The organism is Roseovarius mucosus DSM 17069, assembly GCF_000768555.3.
Lineage (GTDB): Bacteria > Pseudomonadota > Alphaproteobacteria > Rhodobacterales > Rhodobacteraceae > Roseovarius > Roseovarius mucosus.
This window is the reverse complement of record NZ_KN293980.1, coordinates 442424-466495: the sequence shown is the minus strand read 5'-3', so window position 1 is coordinate 466495 and position 24072 is coordinate 442424. Positions and strand designations below refer to the sequence as shown.

The 24072-nt window shown below is 61.8% G+C and carries 28 protein-coding genes and 1 pseudogene; 14 read left to right on the top strand and 15 right to left on the bottom strand.

Annotation, left to right across the window (positions count from 1 at the left end; translation table 11 throughout):
- Positions 1 to 12 precede the first annotated feature (12 nt).
- The gene (locus tag ROSMUC_RS13450) at positions 13 to 429 is read right to left on the bottom strand and encodes a LysE family translocator (RefSeq protein ID WP_281256618.1); all 417 of its coding nucleotides are present in this window, start codon (positions 427 to 429) and stop codon (positions 13 to 15) included.
- A gap of 62 nt (positions 430 to 491) precedes the next feature.
- Between ROSMUC_RS13450 and ROSMUC_RS13445 the strand changes: the two genes are divergently transcribed.
- Positions 492 to 1238 (top strand): rhomboid family intramembrane serine protease, encoded by a 747-nt coding sequence (locus tag ROSMUC_RS13445; RefSeq protein ID WP_037273898.1) that lies wholly within the window; start codon positions 492 to 494, stop codon positions 1236 to 1238.
- Complete coding sequence (locus tag ROSMUC_RS13440) at positions 1235 to 1603, top strand: GFA family protein (RefSeq protein WP_037273895.1); 369 nt, start codon at positions 1235 to 1237, stop codon at positions 1601 to 1603. The genes ROSMUC_RS13445 and ROSMUC_RS13440 overlap by 4 nt, the downstream gene beginning before the upstream one ends.
- A 96-nt stretch (positions 1604 to 1699) precedes the next feature.
- Here the strand turns inward: ROSMUC_RS13440 and ROSMUC_RS13435 are convergent, their stop codons facing one another.
- Positions 1700 to 2485 (bottom strand): inositol monophosphatase family protein, encoded by a 786-nt coding sequence (locus ROSMUC_RS13435; RefSeq protein WP_037273893.1) that lies wholly within the window; start codon positions 2483 to 2485, stop codon positions 1700 to 1702.
- 65 nt (positions 2486 to 2550) lie between these two features.
- A complete protein-coding gene (locus ROSMUC_RS13430; protein WP_037273890.1) occupies positions 2551 to 4857 on the bottom strand; it encodes a DNA topoisomerase IV subunit A in 2307 nt (768 codons plus the stop codon).
- Positions 4858 to 5014: 157 nt separating this feature from the next.
- Here ROSMUC_RS13430 and ROSMUC_RS13425 point away from each other — a divergent pair, with 157 nt between their 5' ends.
- The 6 genes from ROSMUC_RS13425 to ROSMUC_RS13400 all read left to right on the top strand — a co-directional run bounded on the left by ROSMUC_RS13425 (position 5015) and on the right by ROSMUC_RS13400 (position 9228).
- On the top strand, positions 5015 to 5635 hold the full coding sequence (locus ROSMUC_RS13425; RefSeq protein WP_037273888.1) for an SH3 domain-containing protein: 621 nt from the start codon (positions 5015 to 5017) through the stop codon (positions 5633 to 5635).
- Between the two features lie 39 nt (positions 5636 to 5674).
- Complete coding sequence (locus tag ROSMUC_RS13420; protein ID WP_037273886.1) at positions 5675 to 6505, top strand: SDR family NAD(P)-dependent oxidoreductase; 831 nt, start codon at positions 5675 to 5677, stop codon at positions 6503 to 6505.
- A gap of 89 nt (positions 6506 to 6594) precedes the next feature.
- Positions 6595 to 6801, top strand: coding sequence for a twin transmembrane helix small protein (locus ROSMUC_RS13415; RefSeq protein WP_037273884.1), 207 nt, complete (start codon positions 6595 to 6597; stop codon positions 6799 to 6801).
- A 3-nt stretch (positions 6802 to 6804) separates the two neighbouring features.
- A complete protein-coding gene (locus ROSMUC_RS13410) occupies positions 6805 to 7377 on the top strand; it encodes a cob(I)yrinic acid a,c-diamide adenosyltransferase (protein ID WP_037273881.1) in 573 nt (190 codons plus the stop codon).
- Positions 7378 to 7543: 166 nt separating this feature from the next.
- Positions 7544 to 8302 carry an electron transfer flavoprotein subunit beta/FixA family protein gene (locus ROSMUC_RS13405; protein ID WP_037273879.1) on the top strand — a complete coding sequence of 253 codons (759 nt, stop codon included), beginning with the start codon at positions 7544 to 7546 and terminating at the stop codon, positions 8300 to 8302.
- Positions 8302 to 9228: an electron transfer flavoprotein subunit alpha/FixB family protein gene (locus ROSMUC_RS13400; protein ID WP_037274149.1), complete on the top strand. Its 927-nt coding sequence runs from the start codon at positions 8302 to 8304 to the stop codon at positions 9226 to 9228. Before ROSMUC_RS13405 ends, ROSMUC_RS13400 begins: the two co-directional genes overlap by 1 nt.
- Before the next feature lie 48 nt (positions 9229 to 9276).
- Here ROSMUC_RS13400 and ROSMUC_RS13395 read toward each other — a convergent pair whose 3' ends face one another.
- Positions 9277 to 10110, bottom strand: coding sequence for a DUF6473 family protein (locus ROSMUC_RS13395; RefSeq protein WP_037273876.1), 834 nt, complete (start codon positions 10108 to 10110; stop codon positions 9277 to 9279).
- A gap of 160 nt (positions 10111 to 10270) precedes the next feature.
- Between ROSMUC_RS13395 and ROSMUC_RS13390 the strand changes: the two genes are divergently transcribed.
- Positions 10271 to 11146, top strand: coding sequence for a 3-hydroxybutyryl-CoA dehydrogenase (locus ROSMUC_RS13390; RefSeq protein WP_037273874.1), 876 nt, complete (start codon positions 10271 to 10273; stop codon positions 11144 to 11146).
- Between the two features lie 3 nt (positions 11147 to 11149).
- On the opposite strand, the gene ROSMUC_RS13385 is transcribed toward ROSMUC_RS13390, so the two are convergent.
- The 7 genes from ROSMUC_RS13385 to ROSMUC_RS13355 are packed head-to-tail and all read right to left on the bottom strand — an operon-like array spanning position 11150 to position 16585.
- On the bottom strand, positions 11150 to 12037 hold the full coding sequence (locus ROSMUC_RS13385) for a lysophospholipid acyltransferase family protein (RefSeq protein WP_037273871.1): 888 nt from the start codon (positions 12035 to 12037) through the stop codon (positions 11150 to 11152).
- A gap of 48 nt (positions 12038 to 12085) precedes the next feature.
- Positions 12086 to 12361 (bottom strand): HPr family phosphocarrier protein, encoded by a 276-nt coding sequence (locus ROSMUC_RS13380; RefSeq protein WP_037273870.1) that lies wholly within the window; start codon positions 12359 to 12361, stop codon positions 12086 to 12088.
- A 16-nt stretch (positions 12362 to 12377) separates the two neighbouring features.
- Positions 12378 to 12770, bottom strand: coding sequence for a PTS sugar transporter subunit IIA (locus ROSMUC_RS13375; protein ID WP_037273867.1), 393 nt, complete (start codon positions 12768 to 12770; stop codon positions 12378 to 12380).
- On the bottom strand, positions 12767 to 13714 hold the full coding sequence (gene rapZ / locus ROSMUC_RS13370) for an RNase adapter RapZ (RefSeq protein WP_052115354.1): 948 nt from the start codon (positions 13712 to 13714) through the stop codon (positions 12767 to 12769). The genes ROSMUC_RS13375 and rapZ overlap by 4 nt, the downstream gene beginning before the upstream one ends.
- Positions 13715 to 13726: 12 nt before the next feature.
- A complete protein-coding gene (locus ROSMUC_RS13365; protein WP_037273865.1) occupies positions 13727 to 14167 on the bottom strand; it encodes an HPr kinase/phosphorylase in 441 nt (146 codons plus the stop codon).
- Between the two features lie 4 nt (positions 14168 to 14171).
- Entirely contained in the window at positions 14172 to 15884 is a 1713-nt protein-coding gene (locus tag ROSMUC_RS13360) for a sensor histidine kinase (RefSeq protein WP_037273862.1), read from the bottom strand.
- Positions 15884 to 16585 carry a response regulator transcription factor gene (locus ROSMUC_RS13355; RefSeq protein WP_037273860.1) on the bottom strand — a complete coding sequence of 234 codons (702 nt, stop codon included), beginning with the start codon at positions 16583 to 16585 and terminating at the stop codon, positions 15884 to 15886. The genes ROSMUC_RS13360 and ROSMUC_RS13355 overlap by 1 nt, the downstream gene beginning before the upstream one ends.
- 370 nt (positions 16586 to 16955) lie before the next feature.
- Between ROSMUC_RS13355 and ROSMUC_RS13350 the strand changes: the two are divergent.
- From ROSMUC_RS13350 to ROSMUC_RS13330, 5 genes and pseudogenes are all read left to right on the top strand, one after another.
- A pseudogene (locus tag ROSMUC_RS13350) lies at positions 16956 to 18555 on the top strand (phosphoenolpyruvate carboxykinase).
- Positions 18556 to 18704: 149 nt separating this feature from the next.
- Complete coding sequence (locus tag ROSMUC_RS13345) at positions 18705 to 19166, top strand: RidA family protein (RefSeq protein WP_037273858.1); 462 nt, start codon at positions 18705 to 18707, stop codon at positions 19164 to 19166.
- On the top strand, positions 19163 to 19930 hold the full coding sequence (locus ROSMUC_RS13340; RefSeq protein ID WP_037273855.1) for a glycerophosphodiester phosphodiesterase family protein: 768 nt from the start codon (positions 19163 to 19165) through the stop codon (positions 19928 to 19930). The genes ROSMUC_RS13345 and ROSMUC_RS13340 overlap by 4 nt, the downstream gene beginning before the upstream one ends.
- Before the next feature lie 57 nt (positions 19931 to 19987).
- Complete coding sequence (locus ROSMUC_RS13335) at positions 19988 to 21172, top strand: GNAT family N-acetyltransferase (protein WP_037273853.1); 1185 nt, start codon at positions 19988 to 19990, stop codon at positions 21170 to 21172.
- A complete protein-coding gene (locus tag ROSMUC_RS13330; RefSeq protein ID WP_037273851.1) occupies positions 21169 to 21465 on the top strand; it encodes a 4a-hydroxytetrahydrobiopterin dehydratase in 297 nt (98 codons plus the stop codon). The genes ROSMUC_RS13335 and ROSMUC_RS13330 overlap by 4 nt, the downstream gene beginning before the upstream one ends.
- Positions 21466 to 21529: 64 nt before the next feature.
- On the opposite strand, the gene ROSMUC_RS13325 is transcribed toward ROSMUC_RS13330, so the two are convergent.
- Genes ROSMUC_RS13325 through ROSMUC_RS13310 form a run of 4 tightly spaced genes read right to left on the bottom strand, consistent with a single transcriptional unit; the run spans position 21530 to position 24070 of the window.
- A complete protein-coding gene (locus tag ROSMUC_RS13325; protein WP_037273849.1) occupies positions 21530 to 21910 on the bottom strand; it encodes a hypothetical protein in 381 nt (126 codons plus the stop codon).
- A gap of 13 nt (positions 21911 to 21923) precedes the next feature.
- Positions 21924 to 22226 carry a flagellar biosynthesis anti-sigma factor FlgM gene (gene flgM, locus ROSMUC_RS13320; RefSeq protein WP_037273846.1) on the bottom strand — a complete coding sequence of 101 codons (303 nt, stop codon included), beginning with the start codon at positions 22224 to 22226 and terminating at the stop codon, positions 21924 to 21926.
- Positions 22227 to 22286: 60 nt separating this feature from the next.
- On the bottom strand, positions 22287 to 22985 hold the full coding sequence (gene flgA / locus ROSMUC_RS13315) for a flagellar basal body P-ring formation chaperone FlgA (RefSeq protein ID WP_037273843.1): 699 nt from the start codon (positions 22983 to 22985) through the stop codon (positions 22287 to 22289).
- On the bottom strand, positions 22982 to 24070 hold the full coding sequence (locus ROSMUC_RS13310) for a flagellar assembly protein T N-terminal domain-containing protein (RefSeq protein ID WP_052115353.1): 1089 nt from the start codon (positions 24068 to 24070) through the stop codon (positions 22982 to 22984). Before ROSMUC_RS13310 ends, flgA begins: the two co-directional genes overlap by 4 nt.
- Between the last annotated feature and the right edge of the window lie 2 nt (positions 24071 to 24072).

Genomic DNA, 24072 nt, shown 5'->3' with positions numbered 1-24072 from the left:
ACCTCGGGGCGATCAGGCCAAAAGCATCCACAAGGCCACGGCCCCGAGGGTCACGCCGAAAGCTGTATTCAGTGCCCGCGCGCTTCCAGCGCGGGCAAAAAGCCGACCCAATCTCGCGCCCATCATGGTCCACAGAGTAAAGGCCACAAGGTTGTTGAGCGTAAAAAGCGTCGTGATACCCAGAACCAACAGTGTCCGGTTGGTGTCCGAAACGCTCAGGAATTGCGTGAACATCAACGCAATGATCACATAGGCCTTGGGGTTGAGCAGCAAGAGCACCGCCCCATCCCGAAACGAGGCCGGGCGTGCCTCAATCGCGCTGTCGCGTGCCCCGGCACGCAGCAAACCCCAAGCGATCCAGAAAACGTAATATGGATGGGAAAACTTTGCGCACCGTTCGCGATATTGGGCGACCCGGTTCTTGCGCAAATCGAGACGGCGGGTGCAATCACCGGCTTTCCGTCCCCCGTGATCCGCGCTAGCTTTCGCTCATGTTCCCGATCCGCGATCATAACCCTTCGGGGCGCACACCCTATGTCACCTACGGGCTGATCGCGCTAAACGTCGTGATTTTCGCGGCCTACTGGCCACTTTTCGCAAATGAGCGGGCACTCAATCTCTTTTTCTACGACTGGGCCATGATCCCCGCCAAAGTGACGCAACTGGGGGATTTTACCGGATTGCTGACCTCGATGTTCCTCCATGGGGGCGTGCTGCATCTGGCGGGAAACATGCTGTTTCTCTGGATCTTCGGGGATAACATGGAGGATCGGATGGGGCATCTGCCCTATCTGGCCTTTTACCTTGCAACCGGCGTGGCGGCAGGGTTGGCGCATATCCTGGGTAGTCCGGGGTCGATGGTGCCGACCGTCGGGGCCTCGGGGGCGATTGCGGGGGTGATGGGCGGGTATCTCTTGCTCTTTCCACGCGCGCGGGTCGATATCCTGCTGTTTTTTCTCGTGTTCTTTCGCATCATCCCGATTCCTGCGGCGATCATGCTGGTGCTGTGGTTCGCGCTTCAGGTCGTGGCCGGGTTGGGCAGCGATCCGGACATGGGCGGGGTTGCCTATTGGGCGCATGCGGGTGGGTTTGTCGCGGGCCTCGCGTTGACGCTGCCGGTCTTTCTGCGGCTTGGCGGCCCGCGTTTCTGGCGCGAGACCCATGGCTCGCCACCGCATCCTGCGCCCGACTACCGCTTTCGCCCCAGTTCCATTCCGACCGTGAGGAAACGCCGATGACCCACCCCCTCAAGGCCACCTGCCATTGCGGCGCGGTTGAACTGCGCGTGACGCTCTCTGAGGGGCTATCGACCGCGCGCCGCTGTGATTGCTCGTTTTGCCGCAGGCGCGGCGCGGCGGCAGTTTCGGCACCCCTGAACGGGGTCGAGGTACTGCGCGGTGCGGATAATCTCACGCTCTATCAATGGGGCACGGGCACGGCCAAACACTATTTCTGCAAGACGTGCGGGATATACACGCATCATCGGCGCCGATCGAACCCAAATGAGTATGGCGTCAATCTCGGGGCGATCGAGGGCGTGAACCCGCGTGATCTCGACCCGATTGGATGGGTCGACGGGGTAAACCATCCGTCGGATGGGTGAAGGGCTGTGAGGAAGAGTTTGGCCGAAATTTGACATCGGCCCTAACCGCCAAAGCGCGGACTCACGGCGTCAAACGCGACGCCGATACTTGCCCGCTCACCCCCGGATCACGCCCGCGAACTTGTCAAAGATCGCCTCGTTGGCGCAGATCACCTCGCCATCGGCCAGAATATTGCCGCCGGGGCGCAGCGGTTCAACGAAACCGCCCGCCTCGCGCACGATGATCACGCCCGCCGCAAGATCCCAAGCGTTCAAACGCCGTTCCCAGAACCCTTCATACCGACCCGCCGCCACATAGGCCATGTCGAGCGCCGCCGATCCCCAGCGGCGCACGCCCGCGCAGGTCGGCATCAATTTCGCCAGATCTTGCAAGGTTTCGGGCAGGTCGGCCCGCCCGCCAAAGGGCAGTCCGGTGGCAAAGATCGACTCGATCATTTTATTGCGCCCCGAAACGCGCAGGCGGCTTTCGTTCATCCAGGCACCCGCGCCTTTTTCGGCAAAGAACGCCTCGTCCTTGCTGGCGTCGTAAATGACGCCCGCCACCACTTCGCCCTTATGTTCCAGCGCGATTGAGACCGCCCAATGCGGCAGGCCGTGCAGGAAATTGGTGGTCCCGTCCAGCGGGTCGACGATCCAGCGGCGGGTGGGGTCCTGCCCCTCTTCCTCGCCGCCCTCTTCGGCCAGCCAGCCATAGGTCGGACGCGCGCCCATCAACTCGGACTTGAGTATCTTTTCCGCAGCAATATCGGCGCGGCTGACGAAATCGCCCGCGCCTTTCATGCTGACCTGAAGGTTCTCGACCTCGCGGAAATCCTTGGCCAGTGCCCGCCCCGCTTTGCGCGCGGCCTTGAGCATGACGTTGAGATTGGCACTACCTACCATTGCAAGGGCTCCTTTTGGGTCAGGCCGGGGCTATACGCCGCGCATCCGCAACAGACAAGGCCCGATCAGGTAAAGCGGTTGTCTCGGGGGAATCCCCGTGGCGCCATACGGCCGGTGCCCGCGCGCTTACCCAACCATTCGTCTAGATTACTTTCGGTGCGGGTGCGCCCGGCCGGGTCGCGCCATGACAGCCCGTCCGCCAGATCAAAGGTGGTGGCGTCAGACAGCCCGCCATCCTTGTATTTCTGCAGCCGGACGCCCTTGCCGCGCCCCAGTTCGGGCAGTTCGTCCAGTGCAAAGACCAGCACCTTGCGGTTATCGCCCACGCAGGCGACGTGATCGCCCATCACCGGGCGGCAAACCACCGCGCGTGCGGGATCACGCAGGTTGAGCACCTGCTTGCCGCTGCGGGTCTGGGCGATCACCTCTTCCTCGGGCACGATGAAACCGTCCCCGGCATCAGAGGCGACCAGCAATTTGCGCCCCGGCTTGTGAATGAGCAGATCGACGATCCCTGCCTCGTTGGGCAGATCGACCATCAGGCGCAGCGGCTCGCCCATGCCGCGCCCACCGGGCAGGTTCGCAGCACTCAGCGTGTAAAAGCGGCCATTGCTGCCAAAGACCAGAATCCGATCGGTCGTCTCTGCGTGGAACATGAAGCGCGGGCCGTCGCCGTCCTTGAACTTCAGCTCGCGGCTCAGATCGAGATGCCCGGTCATGGCCCGGATCCAGCCCATCTGGCTGCACACCACGGTAATCGGCTCGCGGTCGATCATAGCCTCGAGCGGCACGTCTTCGACGCTTCCCGCCTCGGCAAACTGTGTGCGGCGCGCGCCAATGGCGTGGCTCTTGCCAAAGGTTTTCTTGACCTCTTTCAACTGATCGGCCACCGCCACCCACTGCAACGAAACATCGTCGAGCAGATCTTCCAGCCCTGCGCGCTCGGCCATCAGCGCATCCCGCTCGGCGCGCAGTTCCATCTCTTCCAGGCGCCGCAAGGACCGCAGGCGCATGTTAAGAATTGCCTCGGCCTGCACCTCAGACAGCCCCGGCTCGTCTGAATAGGGCGGCGGCACGTAGTCCGCCTCGGACATGGCACGCGGCACCGTGCGGCTCCAATCCTCGCGCATCAGGGCTGCTTTAGGATCGTCGTCATAGCGGATGATGTCGATCACGCGGTCTAGATTGAGGAAGGCGATTATCAAACCTTCCAAAACCTCCAGCCGGTGGTCGATCTTTTCCATCCGATGCGCAGAGCGGCGCAACAGCACCTCTTGCCGGAAATCGAGGAAGGCGCGCAGCACCTCTTTCAGCGAACAGACCTTGGGTGTTACCCCGTCGATCAACACATTCATGTTGAGCGAGAACCGCACTTCCAATTCGGAATTGCGATACATCATGCCCATCAACACCTCGGGATCGACATTCTTGGAGCGCGGCTCAAGGATCAGGCGCACATCATCGGCGCTCTCGTCGCGGACATCAGCAAGGATCGGCACCTTGCGGGTCTGGATCAGTTCGGCAATGCGCTCGATCAGCTTGGATTTCTGCACCTGATAGGGAATCTCTGTGACGACAATCTGCCACTGACCGCGGCCCAGATCCTCCAGCTCCCATTTGCAACGCAGACGGAAGGCACCGCGCCCAGTCAGATAGGCCTGCGCGATACTCTCGGGCGGTTCGACGATGACACCGCCTGTGGGGAAATCGGGACCGGGGATGTATTGCAAAAGCGTATCGTCGCGGGCGTCGGGGGCCTTGATCAGATGCAGGCAGGCGTCGATCAATTCACCGATGTTATGCGGCGGGATATTGGTGGCCATGCCAACGGCAATGCCCGAAGATCCATTGGCCAGCAGATTTGGAAAGGACGCGGGCAGAACCACGGGTTCGCGCAGCGTGCCGTCGTAATTGTCGCGAAAATCGACCGCATCCTCGGCCAGGCCGTCCAGCAGCGCCTCGGCAAAGGCGGTCATCCGCGCCTCGGTATAGCGGCTGGCGGCGGGATTATCGCCGTCGATATTGCCGAAATTGCCCTGCCCGTCCACCAGCGGATACCGCACCGCGAAATCCTGCGCCAGACGCGCCATCGCGTCATAGATCGCGGCATCGCCATGCGGGTGATAGTTGCCCATCACATCACCGGAAATCTTTGCCGACTTGCGAAAGCCCCCGGTGCTGGAAAGCCGGAGTTCGCGCATCGCATAGAGGATGCGCCGATGCACCGGCTTCAAACCGTCGCGCGCATCCGGCAACGCCCGGTGCATGATCGTGGACAGCGCATAGGTGAGATAGCGCTCGCCGATCGCGCGGCGCAGCGGCTCTGACACAGCCTCGGGCTGCATATTGGGGTCGTCCAGCAGATCACTCATGTATGTGGTGATAGCCCTGCCATCCTGCGGCGTAAAGCATTCAGAGGCCACAGGTTTCAATCTTTTCCGATTTCCCCCTCATAGAGACGGGCGAATCGGATATACTGTATCTGCTGCCAAGCATTCAATTTATCGTGTGGTACTGGGGGGACGCGCAATGTGGCGCTTTATTCTTGTGAGTTTTGCTTTTCTGGGATGGTCTTTTTATGAGTTGAGCGGCGGGTCTGACTATCGACCTTCCGCCAATTCCATTCAGGCGCGCGCCCTACTCGACAATCAGCGGCCTGTGGCGCGGCCCTTGCGCGTCAATGTGATCGAATTGGCGCAGGATGGTACCCCGCGGCACGACGCGGAGGTAACGCGCACCATTACATCACTGCATGATCTGGGTCTCAATATGGGAGAGAAGGTGGTGTTGACGCTGGCCTCTGCGGAGGGAGATGTCGAACCGGCCCCCATTGCGGTAAGCCTACCCACCGCACGGGTCACCACGCCCGCCGCAATTCCCGACACACCCGAAGTCACGAAACCCGTTCAAGAGGCTGTGTTGGAGGTCGAAACACTGGCCCCTGCCCTGGACATGCGCCAGGTATCCGGCAATTCGGTCAATCTGCGCACTGGTCCCGGAACAGGCTTTGGCCGCATAGCCAGCCTCAAGCGCGGTACCGACGTGATCGTGCTCAACGACCCCGGCGAAGGCTGGATCAAGCTGCGGGTGGTCGAAACGGGGCGCATAGGCTGGATGGCGGAAACCCTGCTGACGCTGGCCGCTGACTAAGGCTTGCATCGCGCCGTTCCACGCGCCACAAGGTCGGGCATGACAGAGCGCTCTATCCTGATCACTGGCTGTTCCTCGGGCATCGGCTATGACGCCGCGCAGGGCATGCGCGCGCGCGGCTGGCGGGTCTTTGCCGCCTGTCGCAAAGAGGCGGATTGCGAGCGCCTGCGCGCCGAAGGGTTCGAAAGTCCGCGCATTGATTACAACGATGAGACCAGCATCCAGCAGGCCGTGGCCGAGGTTCTGGCCGCCACAGGCGGACGGCTTGATGCGCTTTTCAACAACGGGGCCTATGCCTGTCCGGGGCTGGTCGAGGATCTGCCGCGCGGGGCACTGCGTGAGATTTTCGAGAGCAATGTCTTTGGCTGGCATGATCTGACGCGACAGGTGATTCCAGCCATGCGCGCGCAGGGTCACGGACGCATCGTGCAATGCTCGTCGGTACTGGGCCTTGTGACTCTCGGCTGGCGCGGTGCGTATGTGAGCACGAAATTCGCCCTTGAGGGGCTAACCGATACGCTGCGGATCGAAATGCGCGGCAGTGGCATCCATGTCAGCCTGATCGAACCCGGTCCGGTGACAACCAAAATCCGCGAGAATGCCCGCGAACCATTTGAGCGCTGGATCGACTGGGAAAACGCGCATCGCGCAGACGAATACCGAGACAAACTGCGTCCGCGCCTCTATGGTCCCTATTCCAAGGACAATTTCGAACTGCCCCCCGAGGCGGTCACGAAAAAGCTGATCCACGCCATCGAATCGCCCCGGCCGCAAGCGCGCTATTACGTGACCACGCCCACCTATCTCATGGGCACGCTGCGCCGCCTGCTGCCAACGCGCCTGCTGGACTGGGTGATCTCGAAAGCGTGACGGGCACACACCCGCGTCATATTTTCCCTTTCGCTTTTCCCGCCGTGCCGCCTAGATGTGCCCCAGAACAAACTCCGAAAGGACGCCGCATGTTGCAAGATCCGCTTTTCATCCTCGTCGCTGTGGGCTGTATCACGGTTGCGGTGATCCTCATCCGGGGCATTTCCACCTTTGGCAAAGAAGGGGTGGAGAATGCAAAACGCTCGAACAAATACATGCAATGGCGGTTGATCGCGCAGTTCGTGGCGATCATTCTCATTCTGGTTTTCGTCTATTTCCGCAGGCAGGGAGGATAATCCATGGTCGTTCTCAACAGAATTTACACGCGCACTGGCGATGCAGGGGAAACCGCGCTCGGCAACGGCACGCGCGTGGCAAAACATTCGGCCCGCGTCACCGCCTACGGCACGGTGGATGAGGTCAACGCGACCGTGGGTCTCGCGCGCCTTTATGCCAAGGATGAGACGGACGATGCGCTGGCACGCATCCAGAATGACCTCTTCGACCTTGGGGCCGACCTCTGCCGCCCGGATATGGAGCGGGACGCCGATGCCGAATACCCGCCGCTGCGCATGTCCTCCAGCCAGGTAGACCGGCTGGAAGCAGAAATTGACGCGATGAACAAGCATCTGGAACCCTTGCGCAGTTTCATCCTGCCCGGCGGATCGCCCCTGGCCGCCCATCTTCATCTTTGCCGCACCGTATCGCGACGGGCCGAGCGGCTGACGGTGGAATTGTCAGCGCTGGAGAATGTCAACGAAGCGGCGCTCAAGTATCTGAACCGCCTGAGCGATTGGTTTTTCGTGGCATCCCGCATGGCCAATGACAGTGGCAAAGCGGATGTTTTGTGGGTTCCCGGCGCGAACCGCTGAAATACTCTGGCAACATTCTTGCGCTGAAAACCTGAAACGCGACGTCGCCAGACGCTAACGTGACGATTTTGCCCTGTTTCCCGCGCGGCAGAGCCGGTATCAACGCGCTGGAGAGCTTATCCGGGGGGCGCTACGCCCCCCACCACCATTAAGGGAGACCATGCCAATGAAGGTGCTCGTACCTGTCAAACGTGTGATCGACTATAACGTGAAGGTTCGTGTCAAGGCGGACGGGAGCGGTGTCGATCTTGCGAATGTGAAGATGTCGATGAACCCGTTTGACGAGATTGCCGTCGAAGAGGCGATTCGCCTCAAGGAGGCGGGCAAGGCGAGTGAAGTGATCGCGGTGTCCATTGGCGTGAAACAGGCGCAGGAGACCTTGCGCACGGCGTTGGCGATGGGCGCGGACCGCGCCATCCTCGTCGTGGCCGCGGATGACGTGCATCAGGACGTCGAGCCGCTGAGCGTGGCAAAGATCCTCGCCAAGATCGTCGAGGAAGAGCAGCCCGGCCTCGTGCTCTGCGGCAAGCAGGCGATCGACAACGACATGAATGCGACGGGCCAGATGCTCTCGGCACTTCTGGGCTGGTCGCAGGCAACCTTTGCCTCCAAGCTCGACGTCGAGGGCGACCACGCGCTCGTCACCCGCGAGGTGGATGGCGGCTTGCAGACCATCAAGGTCAAGACGCCCACCATCGTCACGGTGGACCTGCGCCTCAACGAGCCGCGCTATGCGTCGCTGCCCAATATCATGAAGGCCAAGAAAAAGCCGCTGGATGAGAAGACCGCCGCCGATTACGGCGTCGATGTCACGCCCCGGCTGGAAATCACAGGCACATCCGAGCCCGCAAGCCGCGCGGCCGGTGTGATCCTCGGCTCGGTGGACGAGCTGGTTGCGAAACTCAAGGAAGTTGGAGCCGTATGATGTCTGTTCTTCTTCTCGCCGAAGTCACCGATGGGGAACTCGCGCTGGACGCCACCGCCAAGGCGGTGACGGCAGCCGCCAAACTGGGCGATGTGACCGTTCTTTGCTGCGGTGCCTCTGCGGCGGCAGCGGGTGCCGATGCGGCGAAAATCGCCGGGGTGAAAAAGGTGCTGGTCGCCGAGGATGCCTCGCTTGGGCACCGCTTGGCCGAACCCACCGCTGCGCTGATCGTCAGCCTCGCGGGCGACTATAGCCATATCGTGGCCCCCGCCACCACGGATGCCAAGAACGTGCTGCCGCGCGTCGCGGCGCTGTTGGATGTGATGGTGATCTCCGACGCCTCGGGCGTCGTGGACGCCGATACGTTCGAGCGCCCGATCTATGCCGGCAACGCGATCCAGACCGTAAAATCGCGCGATGCGAAAAAGGTTATCTCGTTCCGCACCTCGACCTTTGACGCGGCAGGCGAACAGGCGGCAGCGCCGGTCGAAACTATTTCGGCTGTGGCCAATCCTGGCCTGTCGGAATGGATCGAGGATAAGGTTGCGGCTAGCGATCGTCCCGAACTGACCTCGGCCGGTGTTGTGGTCTCGGGTGGCCGCGGTGTCGGCTCCAAGGACGATTTCGCGCTGATCGAAGGGCTGGCGGACAAGCTGGGGGCTGCTGTGGGTGCAAGCCGCGCTGCGGTCGACTCGGGCTATGCGCCGAACGACTGGCAGGTCGGCCAGACCGGCAAGGTGGTCGCCCCCAACCTTTATGTCGCCGTGGGCATTTCGGGCGCGATCCAGCATCTTGCGGGCATGAAAGACAGCAAGATCATCGTCGCCATCAACAAGGACGAAGAAGCGCCGATCTTCCAGGTGGCCGATTATGGCCTCGTGGCGGACCTTTTCACCGCCCTGCCTGAGCTGACCGAAAAGCTCTGAGCCACGGCAAAGCAATCCCAAGCCCGCGCCAGTAAAGGCGCGGGTTTTTTATTCGGCATTCAACGCTTCCAACACCGGCGACAACGCCCTCGCCGCCTCGGAATGGGCCAGCAGACCGGGCAAGTCGGCGGCGACCGCCTCTTGCATCGGGTCAAAGCGCATGCCGCGCGTGCCCTGTGCGCAAGCCTCGGGGCTGATCACCACCTCGACCACCTGCGCGGCACGTGCCCCCACGGCGCGCAGCATGGCACGGCTGACAAAAGCCGGGTCATCCGCAACTCCCGCCGCCTCATGCCCAAGACCCGGCAGATGCCGCGAGAACCACATCAGCACGACCGGCGCGGCAATGCGCTCGAGCAGCGTCTGCATGGCCGTTACCCAGGCCTCTTGCAGACCCTCACGCAGCACGGCAAATCGGTCTGGCGAAACATCCTCCAAGCGCCGCATCATATGGCGCGTGAAGTGGAATTCCGTAAAATCAACCTCGGGATAAAGACGCCGCAAGCGCTGTGTCGCCTCAAGAAAGCGGTCATTGCGGCGCGGATGCACGCGGTAGTACGGATTGCTGAGGTTCATCGCCCCGGGCACCTGCAACACGACCGCACGTGCGCGCGACACGATGTCCAGCAGCCCCTCATCCTTGAGAAAGGCATCGACACCGGCATTGGGCCAGCCGAAATTAACACAAGGAAGCGCCAAAGACCGCTCCATCAGATCGGGATAGGGCCGGTCGATGAAGGTGCCATAGGTTTCCGTGCCGCCAAGACAGGCCACGAAATCGCCCGTCAACCGACGCTGCGGCCCGCGAAACACCAGTTTTGACCCGTCATAAGTTACAGGCCGATAATCGAGGGGCCTGTGCCCCACGCGTTCAAATCCCATGTCACCCACCTTGATCTACTCACCCATTGAAAGGGTGGACGATTCCTCTTGCTAAATCGCTAAACGACCAATTCTCAGATTATTTTACCTGTCTCATGCCCTTGCGGCTTGGGCCCGCCGCGGCCTATGCTGCTGCAGCAATCGGACAGGGATCGGGCGGATGGAGATCACGAGAATCGGTGTGGTTGGCGCGGGCCAGATGGGCAATGGGATCGCCCATGTCATGGCCATCGCGGGCTATGACGTGCTGCTGAACGACATCAGCGCCGAAGCGCTAGAACGTGCCATGGCGGCGATTCGCAAGAACATGGAACGTCAGGTCAGCCGAGGGAAAATCGCGCAAGACGAGATGGAGGCCGCACTTGCCCGGATTGTCACCACGCAGACCCTCACCGAACTGGGCAAGACCGACCTGGTGATCGAGGCCGCGACCGAGCGCGAGGCGGTGAAGCAGGCAATCTTTGACGAGCTCTTGCCGCATCTGGAGCCGCATACGATCCTGACCTCGAACACCTCGTCGATCTCGATCACGCGACTGGCCAGCCGCACCGACCGGCCCGAGAAGTTCATGGGGTTTCATTTCATGAACCCCGTGCCTGTGATGCAACTGGTCGAATTGATCCGAGGCATCGCCACCGACAAGGACACCTATAACGCCTGTCTCGCCGTGGTCGAAAAGCTGGGTAAGACCGCCGCCTCAGCCGAGGACTTCCCGGCCTTCATCGTCAACCGCATCCTTATGCCGATGATCAACGAGGCGGTCTATACGCTCTATGAGGGGGTCGGAAACGTCAAATCCATCGACGAATCCCTGAAGCTGGGGGCAAATCATCCGATGGGACCGCTGGAACTGGCGGATTTCATCGGACTGGATACCTGTCTGGCGATCATGAACGTGCTGCACGATGGGCTGGCAGATACCAAATATCGCCCCTGCCCGCTCTTGACGAAATATGTCGAAGCGGGTTGGCTTGGCCGCAAGACCGGGCGCGGGTTCTATGACTATCGCGGTGAAGTGGCTGTGCCGACGCGCTGAGCGTTATTTGCTGGTCTCGCCCAACGAGAGCGTATGCGCGCGCAGCCATTCCATGAAACCGCGCGGATCGCTTTCGAGCATCGCCATACGTTCGTCGCTGATCGGCGCGCCCACCACCGGCTTTTGCGGGTGGTTGCAACTGTTGACCACCTCATGCAGCAAAAGCCCCTGCCGCAGCGTGGCCGAAATCCGGTTGGCCATCTGATACCAGCGTGAATTGGCGCCGGGGAAATAGATTGGCACCACGCGCGCGCCTGACCGCCGGATCATCTGCGCTGTAAAAACGTTCCATTCCCGCTCGATCACCGGCCCGAACATCGTATCGCTCGAGGCCACGACGCCTGAGGGGAACACGCTGATCACCCCGCCCTCTTTAAGATGCGCCATCGCCTTGGCGCGCATTTCGACCGATTTGCGCTGAGCATCGGGTTCATGTGGGAAAGGGACAGAGATCATATAAGAGGCCGCCACCTCATCAATCCCGGTCAAGAGCGCCCGTGTGAGGATCTTGTAGTCACTGCGCCGCCGCCCGATCAGATCGGCCAGGATCATCCCATCCACCAGACCATGCGGATGGTTGGCCACAACCACCACCGGCCCGTCCAACGGGATATGCGCCACCTCGTCATCCGGGGTCAGAAGCGGAATACCCATAGTATCCAAGGCCGCGCGCCAAAACGCCTGACCCGTCGGTGCGCCACGCTTCTCGAACTTGCGGATCATGCGCAGGATTGTGATCTTACCGGTCATCCACTCCATCAGGCGGATGATGAACGATGTGAGACCGTTGTCGAAACTGTTGGCATAAGTCAGGCTGCGGCGGTCGTATTTGGTGAAGAGAACCGTATCGCCCGTCTCTGTGCCGGACTCTGGCTGCGCCTTGGTGTTCACTGCTTTGTTCCTGTCCCGCTCATGTCGCGACTGCCTGATCCTGCGCGCCTACATGCTCTCGCCAAATCTGTCCGCAACCAGTGCCGCAACCGCCTCGGCCAGAGGGGTTGCGTCCGGCCCGACGATTTCGACGTCAATAGTGGTTCCTTTGGCCGCTGCCAACATCAAAAGCCCCATGATGCTGTCACCAGAGGCAGATTGCCCATTGCACGACACCTCGGCGCGGGCATCAAAACCCTCGACCACCTCAACCAATTTTGCGGCCGCCCGGGCATGCAGCCCCTTTTCGTTGACGATCTCCATGCGGCGCGTCACCTTGTCCATGCTCACCCTTGCCTCCTCACTCTTCCGATACATTGTGGCTGTCGATATATTTGCGCCCTGCCTCGAGCGCTGCGCGCACCGCGTCGGGCAGCGCCATGTGCCGGCTCTTGGCGAGCTTGATCAGCATCGGTAGGTTGGCCCCATAGAGAATACGCCGGTCATTGGGGCGGCAGGCACGTAGCGACAGGTTTGAGGGCGATCCTCCAAAGATATCGGTCACGAGCACGACCCCTCCGCCGGTATCGACCGCATCGGCGGCGACACAGATCTCGTCCTGCTTTGCGGCGCGATCATCGTCGCTCTCGATGGAAATCGCCATCACGCCGCTCTGGGCGCCTACCACATGCTCGACCGCCCTGAGATACTCATTGGCCAGCCCGCCATGCGCCACGATCACGATCCCGATCAAGACTGCGTCACTCCTAAGACGTCGTGGGTATGGCCGGGGGCCACTGCCCCACTGCGCCGCTCCAGCTCCCGATGCCTTATTGACACTTGCCAGCCGTCTTTCGCAAGGGTCGCACCTAAAGTTTCTGCCATGGTCACGCTGCGATGTTGCCCACCGGTGCAGCCAAAGCCGATCGAGAGATAAGCCTTGCCCTCGGTCTCATAGGCCGGAAGCAGGAGTTCGACCATCTCTGTCACCCGGCGGCGAAATTCCGCGAAGAGCGGATCACCCGCGATATGCGTCGCGACCTCGGGCGCACGCCCGTCCAAGCGACGCAACTCCGGCTGCCAATAGGGATTGCGCAGGAATCGACAGTCAAACACCATATCGAGGCCGCGGGGCAAGCCGCGCTTGTAGGAAAACGAATGCACCGAGACCGCAAGGCTTTCAGCCTCGCCGGGACCAAACCAGCGGCCCAGCTCGGCGCGAAGGTCATGCGGCGTCATGTCGGAGGTGTCGATCAACAGGTCAGCGCGCGCGCGCACGGCCGCGAGCAGATCGAATTCGCGCGCGATTCCGGTCTCTGCACTCTCGTCCGGAGCCAGCGGATGCCGCCTGCGGGTTTCCGAGAACCGACGTTGCAGGATTTCGGCGCGACAATCGAGATAGAGCACCTGAAGCGGCTGGCCGGGGTGCCAATCGCTTTGGTCGATCATCCCCGCAAGCGCGTTGGTCGAGAAATCCCGGTTGCGCGCGTCAATGCCAAGCGCCAGAGGCTTGTCGGATTGTGGCCCCTCCAGTAGGCGTGGCAAGAGCGAGAGAGGCATATTGTCGATCGCCTCGTAACCCATATCCTCAAGCGCGCGAATTGCGGTACTGCGCCCAGCACCCGAGGGGCCCGTCACCAGAACAAGGCGATTGCGCGCCTCCCCGGCTCTTGGGCGGGCATCAGGCTCGGGCGGCATGGCGTGACTCCTTCAGATCAGCGTCCCATGGATGAGATATAGCAGGACCGCCGCCGGAAAATGCGCATGATCCGCTTTTTTTACAAGCGGCACGCTCTGCCCCAATAGATCGGCATGGGTCAGCGACGGCATGCGCTCCGTCGTCTCGGCATCCAGATCAACGATCAGGGCAAGCGGCTGCGGCCCGGAAGAGGGTATTTTCAGGATCCCCATGCCGCGCGCCTCGATTTTTCCCCGGATGGTTTCCGGCGCATCCGCCATGATGCACCCCTCCGCAACCCATACACGGGTGCGGTCATCGGAAACCAAACCCGCGCCAAGCGCCAGAAGCTGGAGGGCAAGGCCGGACTTGCCGCGCCCCGACGCCCCGCGGATCAGCACTGCCCGCCCGGAATGGGCCACGCAGGTGGCGTGCAGGATGACGTGGCCGGAGGATTGCGTGCCTGTTGTCACCGGCTTAGACCGGCAAGCCCACGACAAAGCGCGCGCCCAGCGGATCAGAGGTGGCATCGGCATGGGTAGGGCGGATGTTCTCGGCCCAGATCACGCCATCATGCGCCTCGACGATTTGCTTGGAGATGGCAAGGCCAAGTCCGGAGTTATTGCCGAAATCCCCCTCGGGCCGCTCGGAATAAAAGCGTTGGAACACTTTTTCCAGCGCCTGTTCGGGAATGCCCGGTCCGGTATCCTCGACCACCACCAGCACGCGGTTGGCGCGGCGCCGGGCCCAGACGCGGATTGCGTCGCCCTCTTCGCAGAAACTGATCGCATTGGTGATGAGATTGACAAAGACCTGCGCCAGTCGCCCTTCCAGCCCGGTGATGACAATCGGCTGCGGCGGGAAATCCATGATGAACTCGATCCCGTTCTTCTGTGCCTCTTCGCCCAGATAAGTCCCAAGGTTCTGCAACATCTTGAGCAAATCGAACGCCTCTTGTTCTTCCTTGACCAGCTCACTGTCGAGCCGCGAAGCGTTGGAAATGTCGCTCACCAAACGGTCCAGACGGCGCACATCATGTTCGATCACCTCCAACAACCGCTCACGCTGATCCTCGCGCTTGGCGATGCGCATGGTGCCCACCGCCGAACGCAGGCTGGCCAGCGGGTTTTTGATCTCATGTGCCACATCGGCCGCGAACTGCTCGTTGCTGTCGATCCGGTGATAGAGGGCCGATACCATGCCGCGCAACGCGCCGCTCAGGCGCCCGATTTCGTCGGGGCGCGCGGTCAGGTCGGGGATGCGGATACGCCCCTTGGCCCCCTTGCCCTTGTTGCGGTCCCGCCCGATTTCCGCCGCCGCTGCAAGATCGGCCAGCGGGTTGGAAATGGTCGAGGCAAGGATAAGGCTGAGACCAACAGAGACCAGCGTGGCAATCAGGAACATCTGGAGCACGCGCTCACGCTCGACCCGGGCCAATTTATCAATCTCGCCGCTGGCATTGGCCAACGCCACCACCGCGACGGGCGTGGCACCCTGCAGCACCGGCGCAGCCACGGTCAGCACGACACCTTGCGCGGTCTCGGCAGTGCGCATTTCTACCCCCCCCCCGACCGCCAGATCGACCATGTCGCGCGCCACATCCTCGACTCCGCGACTGGCGGCGACCTGATCCACGTCGGAAAACGGGCTGGAAATCTGTTCCCACACCCGGCTGAGAAAGTCCGTCATCGGCGTTGCGGGCAAGGACGCGGTGCGGTCATGTCCAATCGAGTTGCCCTGCTTGCGCCCCACCAGCATCCCGGTGCGGTCAAACAGAAACACCTCGGCTCCGGTCTGAATATCCAGATTCTCTAGCGTACTGACCATATCCACACCGTCGCCGGTGGCAAAACTGACCGGCGCACCGATTGGTAGCCGCGCCTCAACCACATCAGCAATCAGGGCAGTTTGCACCAGCAGGCTATTGGCACGCTGCATCGCCAGATTGTCGCGCGACGAGTTGAGATAGAGAATGCCCACAACCAGCACGTTGAGGGCAATCAGGTTGAAGGTGATGATCTTGCGCGTGAGCGAGGAGTCACGAAAGCTGAACCAGCCGCGCTTGGCGCGGCGGGCATTCAGTTCTCCTTCGTCCAGACGATCCGGTGCGACAAAATCATCGCCAAGGACAAGGTCGTTATCCTTACGCGGCTGCACGCTCCGCACCCCTATCCGCTCGACCAGAGCCATTATTCTTCGTTATACCGATACCCGATACCATACAGCGTCTCAATCGCCGAAAACTCGGGATCGACCATGCGCAGCTTCTTGCGCAACCGCTTGATGTGGCTGTCGATGGTGCGGTCGTCGACATAGACCTGATCGTCATAGGCCACATCCATCAGCTGATCGCGGCTCTTGACGAAGCCGGGCCGCTTGGCCAGCGCCTGAAGCAGCAGGAATTCGGTCACGGTCAGCGACACGTCCTGCCCTTTCCAGCTGACCGAATGGCGCAACGGATCCATCAGCAGATTGCCGCGTTCGATCACCTTGGTTTCTTCGGTCTCGACCACGACATGCCCGTTGGCGGCATCCTGACGCCGGAGAAGGGCGCGGATACGTTCCACCAGCAAGCGCTGCGAAAACGGCTTTTTCACATAGTCATCGGCGCCCATGCGCAAACCCAGCACCTCGTCGATCTCATCATCCTTGGAGGTGAGGAAGATCACGGGCATCTGCGATTTCTGGCGCAGGCGTTGCAAGAGATCCATTCCATCCATGCGCGGCATCTTGATGTCGAGCACGGCCATGTCTGGCAATTTCTTGCTAAAGGCGTCAAAGGCCTGTTGGCCATCATTATAGGTTTCAACCTCAAAGCCTTCGGCTTCGAGTGTCATGGATACGGATGTCAGAATATTCCTGTCATCGTCCACGAGGGCGATTTTGGACATAGTTCTATTCCTTTTACTGCTCGGTCTGCCTGCATTTTTTGTGCCACTATGCTCTGTTTCCGGCCATCTTATCAATTCAAATCTGCGAATCAGCCGGGTCGCCATGGTCGATTGACGCAGAAATTTCTTGAGAATGGCTAAATTGACTCACTTTACACGCTCAGAGGGTGCAATGTTTGCGCCAACATACACGTGGTTGCGCTAACCTGCGGCTGGTTGCGCTAACCATATGAATCTGCCCTGTTATTTTTCAAAGGCTGCGTGCTAAGAGCGGCCCAGCCGGGCATGTTGCCCGACCGACGCCGCTGCGGCGGCGCCCTGAACGATCCGACGACACCGGCGCGGATCTGGCGAACAGGAGCTTGACAATATGACAATCGGACGGGTGAACCCGCATTTCCAGCTTGAGGATCAAGGCATCACGGGGCTGGGGAATGTCCATTACAACCTCATCGAACCGGCGCTGATCGAAGCGGCACTCAAAAATGGCGAGGGCACGCTTGGCCAGGGTGGCACGCTGCTCGTGACAACGGGCAAATTCACCGGCCGATCGCCCAAGGACAAACATATCGTCAAGACCGACAGCGTCGCTGATACGATCTGGTGGGAAAACAACACCGCAATGTCGCCAGAAGGGTTCGAGGCGCTCTATGCCGACATGCTGACCTACCTCAAGGGACGCGATGTTTTCGTTCAGGATTTGATTGGTGGTGCTGACCCCGCACATTCCATCAACATGCGGATGATTTCGGAACTGGCGTGGCACAGCCTCTTCAACCGCACCATGCTCCGCCGTCCCGAGCGCGCGGCGCTCGACAGTTTCACCGCCGATTTCACCGTCATCAACTGCCCCGGCTTCAAGGCGGACCCTGTGCGTCACGGCTGCCGCTCAGAGACGGTGATCGCAATGAATTTCGACCGCAAGCTGATCCTCGTGGGCAATACCGAATACGCAGGCGAAAACAAGAAATCGGTTTTCTCGCTTCTGAACTACCTCTTGCCGGAAAAAGGCATCATGCCGATGCACTGCTCGGCCAACCACGCGCAGGGCAATCCGGTCGATACCGCCATCTTCTTTGGCCTGTCGGGCACTGGCAAGACCACGCTTTCGGCGGATCCCGACCGCACGCTCTTGGGAGATGACGAACATGGCTGGTCGGATCGCGGCACCTTCAACTTCGAAGGGGGCTGTTATGCCAAGACCGTAAATCTGAGCGCCGAGGCAGAGCCGGAAATCTACGCCACCTGCTCGATGTTCGGCACGATCATCGAAAACATGGTCTTCGACCCCGAAACGCTGGATCTGGATTTCGAGGACGACAGCCTGACGCCCAACATGCGCTGCGCCTACCCGCTGCACTACATCTCGAACGCCTCCGAGACCGCCCTTGGCGGGCATCCCAAGAACGTCATCATGCTGACCTGCGATGCCTTTGGCGTGTTGCCGCCGATCTCACGGCTGACCCCGGCGCAGGCGATGTATCATTTCCTCTCGGGCTTCACCTCCAAGATGGCAGGGACGGAACGTGGCGTGACAGAACCGCAGCCAGTGTTTTCTACCTGTTTCGGTGCCCCCTTCATGCCGCGCCGCCCGGAGGTTTACGGCAACCTGCTGCGCGAAAAAATCGCCAAGCACGGCGCAACCTGCTGGCTGGTCAACACCGGCTGGACCGGCGGCGCCTTTGGGACCGGATCGCGGATGCCGATCAAGGCGACGCGCGCGCTGCTTGACCGCGGCGCTTGACGGCTCGCTCAACGGGGTCGAGTTCCGCAAGGACCCGAATTTCGGCTTTGAGGTGCCTGTGGCGGTGCCCGGTGTCGCCGAGGTTCTGCTGGACCCGCGCCGCACTTGGGCCGATGCTGCAGCCTATGATGCACAAGCGGCCAAGCTGGTGCAGATGTTCGCCGACAACTTCGCGCAATATGTCCCCTTCATCGACGAGGATGTGCGCGCGGCCTCGCTGGGCTAAGACGCAGATCCAACTACAGCAAACCCTCGCCTTGACCGGCGGGGGTTTTCTTTGGGCGCAATTCGCGCACGTCCTGACGAATTTCCGATTTCCTTCCCCTTGCTCTGCGGTTAGCGTCCCGCCAAAGCATCCAGACAGGAGACCGAGACATGAGCCAGTTCGAGAAAAAGCTTGCCGAAATGGGCGTCACCCTACCCGAGGCTCCGGCCCCTGCGGCCAATTACGTGCCCTATGTGCAGGCCGGTGACATGCTCTTTGTCTCGGGCCAGATCGCCAAGGAGGGCGACACGCTCTTGACCGGCAAACTGGGCGCTGATCTGGATGTGGCCGATGGGGCCAAGGCCGCCCGCGCCTGTGCGATTGCCCTTTTGGCGCAGGTGAAGGCCGCTTGTGGTGGTGATCTTGACCGGCTGGTTCGGGTGGTGAAACTGACCGGGTTCGTCAACTCCACCGCAGATTTCACTCAGCAACCCGCCGTGATCAATGGCGCGTCGGATTTTATCGGCGAGGCCTTGGGCGACGCCGGCAAACACGCCCGCGCCGCGGTATCCGCCCCCTCTCTGCCCTTTGGCGTTGCAGTGGAGATCGACGGGGTATTTCAGATCAAATGAGCGCCCTGCCCGACGGTTTCCGCCGTATCCCGCTGGCCCATCGTGGCCTGCATGACAAGGCGCAGGGTCGCCCCGAGAATTCGCGCGCGGGCATCGCGGCGGCCATCGCGGCAGGCTACGGGATCGAGATTGACCTGCAACTGAGCCGTGACAATCAGGCGATGGTGTTTCACGACTACGATCTTGGTCGTCTCACGGCGGAAAAAGGCCCCGTGCGACAACGCGATGCGGCGCACCTCGCGCAAATCCCGCTCTTGGGCGGGGATGAGGGGATACCCGACCTACCACAGATCCTCAGCCTTGTGGCGGGCCGCGTCCCGCTCCTGATCGAATTGAAGGATCAGCAAGGGCAAATGGGCGCAAGCTGTGGCACGCTCGAGGCCGCCACCGCCGCAGCCCTTGCAGGATATGCAGGCCCCGTGGCGGTCATGTCCTTCAACCCGGACATGGTGGCGCAGATGGCCAAACTCGCCCCCGATACGCCACGCGGCATCGTCACCTGCGCCTACACGGCCGAGGATTGGCCGCTCTTGCGCGCTGAAACCCGCGCGCGCCTGCGCGACATTCCCGATTATGACGCGACAAGGGCGAGCTTTGTCAGCCATGACATCGACGATCTGAACGCCCCGCGCGTTGATGCCCTGCGCGCCCAGGGGGCCGCGATCCTCTGCTGGACCGTGCGCAGCCCAGAGGCCGAGGCCGAGGCCCGCAAACGCGCCGACAATATCACCTTCGAGGGCTATTTACCCGATCACCCGGCTTGATCCGCGCGCCGCGTGACCCAAGTAAACCGCCGGGGCAAAAGGGGGCCGTCAGCGCCAATGACGCAAGGTCAAATCACGATCACCCTGCATGAGCGCCTGTCCGACATCGGGCAGGCCGATTGGGATGCCTGCGCCTGCCCCGAGGCCGCCACGGGCCGCCCCGAAGATCCCTTCACCACCTACCGTTTTCTCAAGGCGCTCGAGGACAGCCGCTCGGTCGGCGCGGGCAGCGGCTGGCAAGCCCATTACCTGAGCGCCGATCAGGAGGGCCAGATCATCGCCGTGGCCCCGCTCTACCTCAAATCCCATTCTCAGGGCGAATACATCTTTGATCACAACTGGGCACATGCCTATGAGCGCGCGGGCGGGCGGTATTATCCGAAATTCCAGATCGCCGTGCCCTTTACCCCGGCCACCGGCCGCCGCCTGCTGACCCGTCCGGGGTTCGAGGCGGTGGGCCGGGCGGCGCTGGTCGAGGGCGCGCGCGATGTCGCGCAGCGCAATGACCTCTCGTCGCTGCATATCACCTTTTGCACCGGGAAAGAGGCAGAGGCGGGGGCCGCCCTTGGCCTCATGCCCCGGCGCACGCAGCAATATCACTGGATCAATCGCGGCTATGCCGATTTTGATGGCTTTTTGGCTGATCTGTCGTCACGCAAGCGCAAGGCGATCCGCAAGGAACGCGCCCGCGCAGCGGATTTCGGCGGCGAGATCGTCACCCTCACCGGGGATCAGATACAGCCTGAACACTGGGATGCGGTCTGGGCCTTTTATCAGGATACCGGCGCGCGCAAATGGGGCACGCCTTATCTCACCCGCGCGTTTTTCAACCGCGCGCATGACACCCTGCGCGATGACATCCTGCTCATCCTCGCGCTGCGGGGGGGGCGGCCCGTGGCGGGGGCCATGAACCTGATCGGCGCATCGGCGCTTTATGGCCGGTATTGGGGCTGTATCGAGGATCACCCCTGCCTCCATTTCGAACTCTGCTATTACCGGGCGATCGAGTTTGCGATTGAAGCGGGGCTGCAAAGGGTAGAGGCTGGCGCGCAGGGCGAACACAAGCTGGCGCGTGGCTATCTGCCGGTGCCGACCCATTCGCTACATTGGCTGCGCGATCCAGGCTTTGCCGAGGCGGTAGCGCAGTATCTCAAGGCCGAACGCGCCGCCGTTGACGAGGATATCGAAATTCTCACCAGCTATGGGCCGTTTCGCAAGACATCAGAAGAGGAACACGAATGAGCGAGAAACTCAGCGACACCGCCCGCAAAACCACACTGGCCCCGCTGCTGGAGAACGGCTGGGTCATGGTCGAGGGGCGCGACGCCATCACCAAGACCTATAAATTCGCCGATTTTCCCGAGGCCATGGGGTTCATGACCCGCGCCGCAATCTGGGCAGAAAAATGGAACCATCACCCGGAATGGTTCAACGTCTACTCCAAGGTCGAAGTCACGCTGACCACGCATGACGTCGACGGCCTGAGCAGTCTTGACGTGAAACTCGCGCGCAAGTTCGACGGGTTGGCGGGCTGATCGCGGATACGAAAACGCCCCGGCGATTGGGCCGGGGCGTTTCATCTTGAGTATATGCACCGCGTCAGTGCTTGCGCAGCTTGCGGATCGCCTCCAGTTCCGACGCGCTGATGCCGGTGTTGCGGGCGATACTGTCGGGCTTTTGTCCAAAGCGGGCCATGTCGATCGCCTGTTCGATCATCCGATCACTGACCAGCCAATCGAAGTCGCGGCGCATTTCATCCATGCGGTCAGCGATGCTCATCAGCGAGGCCTCGTCGCTCAGGCCCAGCTTGTGCCCCAGACGGCGCGCGATCTGATCAATCTCCGCATCACTCAGCCGCAACATCTGACCGCTCAGATGCGCCAAGGTCTTTGCAATACGAACAGAGACTGCCACCAGCAGCGGCAGCGTGATCATGCAAAGCACCGCAAGCGCGTAGAGGGTAATTTCAAAGTAGGTCATGCTCTGCCTCGTCTCAGCGCGTCATCGCGCTGTAGTCTTGAAAAATGCTATCTGCGATGCGCTTGGCATCCACAGGATAGTTGCCGTTCGCGACAGCCTCCTTGATCCGCGAGACGCGCTCTGCGTCAAAGGGCGGACCTTGTTCGACCATCTTGTCGATCACCCCGACCGAAGCCGAGGAACTGAGTTTCACGGAATCCACCGCGCTGACCGGCTTGTGAGCCTTGGCACCGGCGGCACCGCCCGGCGCGCCTTCGGTCGACACCGGCATGAGTCGCGGTCGCGCGGCGTGGGAAGAATTGACTGAATCGACCATCTGATCTCTCCGGTGAGGCGTCATTGGGACGCTGTTCTTGGAGTGAAAAACGGCAGGTGTTCACCGAATGTTAGGACGCACCATCACTTTGTTGCGGCCCGTCACCGTGACGTGCACCACTTCGCCGCTTCCCGCGTTGGTTACGCGGATATCCTGCCCCAATTGACCGGGTTCAAGCGCGACGCCCGCCGCCTCGATCCGGATTCCGCCCAAAATAGTAACAATCGTTACCGGCCCGCCGTCCGTGACTTGCCAGTCATGGTCGAGGTGCCGCGCCAAGAGCGGCTGACCGGCCCCAAGGTTGCTCTTGAGACGGCGACCGATGGCGGTTTCCAGGGAAACGATCAGATCGCCACTTGTCCGCGTGCCAATCGGTGCTTCGCGCAGATGTGCGGCCTCAAGAATGGTGCCACGCGGCAGGCTCTCGGCCAGCACCAGCGCCGGGCGTTGCGGCTGATCCCCGGGCGCGCCCGGCACGCGCGGCGCGGCGGCACCACCCTCGATGCGGATCACCCGACTCCAGCCGCCCGTCCCGGCGCAGCTCACTTGCACCGCCTGCCAGCCGCCCTGATGCGGGGCGACGTCGAGAGGGTCGGCACAGGGAGGATAGGGGCGACTGGCCGAAACCACAGGTGCGCCGCCCTGCCCGGCGTCGGCCAGCGCCTGCACGATCCGCGCCTGTACCGCGTGTCCATCGAGCGCCGCCGCGTGATGCGGCACGAGGCAAGCCAAAAGCACGGTAATACCGCCCCGGATCACAGCCCTGCCTCGACGAAATAGACACGCAACCCATCGAAACTGGCCGGGGTGCGCGTGGGATCAAGCGGGCGGAGCGTGGTATGGCGATTGTCGAGCGTGATCACTTCCAAAAGGCCAAAGCCGTCATTGGGATCATCGACAAAGGCAAGGCTTGCCCGTGTCAACCCATGCCGCCGCCCCAAGGGTACGCTCAGCCCGTCGGTAGCGAGGGCCAGACGCGCCTCGGCAGGCTGACAGGCCAGCCCATCCAGCATGGCGCGTACCTCCTGCAAAAGGCCCGCAGTCAAGTCGGCCTCGGCGCGGCTGCGGCTCTGGCCTGCGACGTATCCGACAACCCCTCCACGCGGCACCACGGCCTCGCGCTGAAAGCGACGTGAAAGGGTACTGCCATCCTGACCAGTCAAGGACAGGTCGAGCGCCAGACGCAGCACCTTGCCTTGCCGGTCCACAGTGATGCGCTGGCTCATGCGGTGATCGCCCGGCGCGGGCAGCGACTGCCCGCGGGTCAGCGCGGTGTAATCCAGCGCTGCCGCAACAGGCGCGTTGGCCACCGGCGCAATGCGTTCAAGATCGGTGTCGGGATGGGTGCGCAGCACCTCCATCAAGTCACGCGCCAACCCCTGTGCCAAGGGTTCGGCCCAAGCCGAGGCCTCGGGTGCCACGCGGATTTGCGGCGGCGTGGCGCTGACCGTCATGCGCCGGCGCGACGCACAGGCCCCCACCGGCATCGGGCCAACTTCGGCAGCCACCCGCACCAGCCATTGCCCGTCCTGCAACTGGGCGGACAGGATACGGTGGGTCAGAATACGCCCCGTGGGACGCAGGATGGTCAGATCGGCGGTGATACGCCCCTTGTCCATCACGGTATGCCCACGCAGGGTCGCTCCACCCGACAATGCCGCAGATACCAGCGCCTCGCCAATCGCGCGGCGACGTGCGGCGTCCTGATCGGCCGGAGAGGCGACATAGGCCCGCCCCTCGGCCTCAACCCAGAGCGTTGCCTCCTTGGCCCCGGCCGCGGCACAAATAAGGCCGCTCAAGAGGACCATGAACCAGAATTGCGGTCTGAACACATGCCCCCACATGG

Bases quoted from the DNA above. Each gene is read 5' to 3' on its own strand.
- ROSMUC_RS13380 (WP_037273870.1), bottom strand. From the start codon at position 12,361: ATGGACAAGGTGACGCGCCGCATGGAGATCGTCAACGAAAAGGGGCTG.
- ROSMUC_RS13445 (WP_037273898.1), top strand. From the start codon at position 492: ATGTTCCCGATCCGCGATCATAACCCTTCGGGGCGCACACCCTATGTC.
- rapZ (WP_052115354.1), bottom strand. From the start codon at position 13,714: ATGCCGCCCGAGCCTGATGCCCGCCCAAGAGCCGGGGAGGCGCGCAAT.
- ROSMUC_RS13440 (WP_037273895.1), top strand. From the start codon at position 1,235: ATGACCCACCCCCTCAAGGCCACCTGCCATTGCGGCGCGGTTGAACTG.
- ROSMUC_RS13425 (WP_037273888.1), top strand. From the start codon at position 5,015: ATGTGGCGCTTTATTCTTGTGAGTTTTGCTTTTCTGGGATGGTCTTTT.
- ROSMUC_RS13410 (WP_037273881.1), top strand. From the start codon at position 6,805: ATGGTCGTTCTCAACAGAATTTACACGCGCACTGGCGATGCAGGGGAA.
- ROSMUC_RS13355 (WP_037273860.1), bottom strand. From the start codon at position 16,585: ATGTCCAAAATCGCCCTCGTGGACGATGACAGGAATATTCTGACATCC.
- ROSMUC_RS13420 (WP_037273886.1), top strand. From the start codon at position 5,675: ATGACAGAGCGCTCTATCCTGATCACTGGCTGTTCCTCGGGCATCGGC.
- ROSMUC_RS13335 (WP_037273853.1), top strand. From the start codon at position 19,988: ATGACGCAAGGTCAAATCACGATCACCCTGCATGAGCGCCTGTCCGAC.
- ROSMUC_RS13430 (WP_037273890.1), bottom strand. From the start codon at position 4,857: ATGAGTGATCTGCTGGACGACCCCAATATGCAGCCCGAGGCTGTGTCA.
- ROSMUC_RS13360 (WP_037273862.1), bottom strand. From the start codon at position 15,884: ATGGCTCTGGTCGAGCGGATAGGGGTGCGGAGCGTGCAGCCGCGTAAG.
- ROSMUC_RS13330 (WP_037273851.1), top strand. From the start codon at position 21,169: ATGAGCGAGAAACTCAGCGACACCGCCCGCAAAACCACACTGGCCCCG.
- ROSMUC_RS13415 (WP_037273884.1), top strand. From the start codon at position 6,595: ATGTTGCAAGATCCGCTTTTCATCCTCGTCGCTGTGGGCTGTATCACG.
- ROSMUC_RS13395 (WP_037273876.1), bottom strand. From the start codon at position 10,110: ATGGGATTTGAACGCGTGGGGCACAGGCCCCTCGATTATCGGCCTGTA.
- ROSMUC_RS13390 (WP_037273874.1), top strand. From the start codon at position 10,271: ATGGAGATCACGAGAATCGGTGTGGTTGGCGCGGGCCAGATGGGCAAT.
- ROSMUC_RS13400 (WP_037274149.1), top strand. From the start codon at position 8,302: ATGTCTGTTCTTCTTCTCGCCGAAGTCACCGATGGGGAACTCGCGCTG.
- ROSMUC_RS13325 (WP_037273849.1), bottom strand. From the start codon at position 21,910: ATGACCTACTTTGAAATTACCCTCTACGCGCTTGCGGTGCTTTGCATG.
- ROSMUC_RS13340 (WP_037273855.1), top strand. From the start codon at position 19,163: ATGAGCGCCCTGCCCGACGGTTTCCGCCGTATCCCGCTGGCCCATCGT.
- ROSMUC_RS13405 (WP_037273879.1), top strand. From the start codon at position 7,544: ATGAAGGTGCTCGTACCTGTCAAACGTGTGATCGACTATAACGTGAAG.
- ROSMUC_RS13310 (WP_052115353.1), bottom strand. From the start codon at position 24,070: ATGTGGGGGCATGTGTTCAGACCGCAATTCTGGTTCATGGTCCTCTTG.
- ROSMUC_RS13435 (WP_037273893.1), bottom strand. From the start codon at position 2,485: ATGGTAGGTAGTGCCAATCTCAACGTCATGCTCAAGGCCGCGCGCAAA.
- ROSMUC_RS13345 (WP_037273858.1), top strand. From the start codon at position 18,705: ATGAGCCAGTTCGAGAAAAAGCTTGCCGAAATGGGCGTCACCCTACCC.
- flgM (WP_037273846.1), bottom strand. From the start codon at position 22,226: ATGGTCGATTCAGTCAATTCTTCCCACGCCGCGCGACCGCGACTCATG.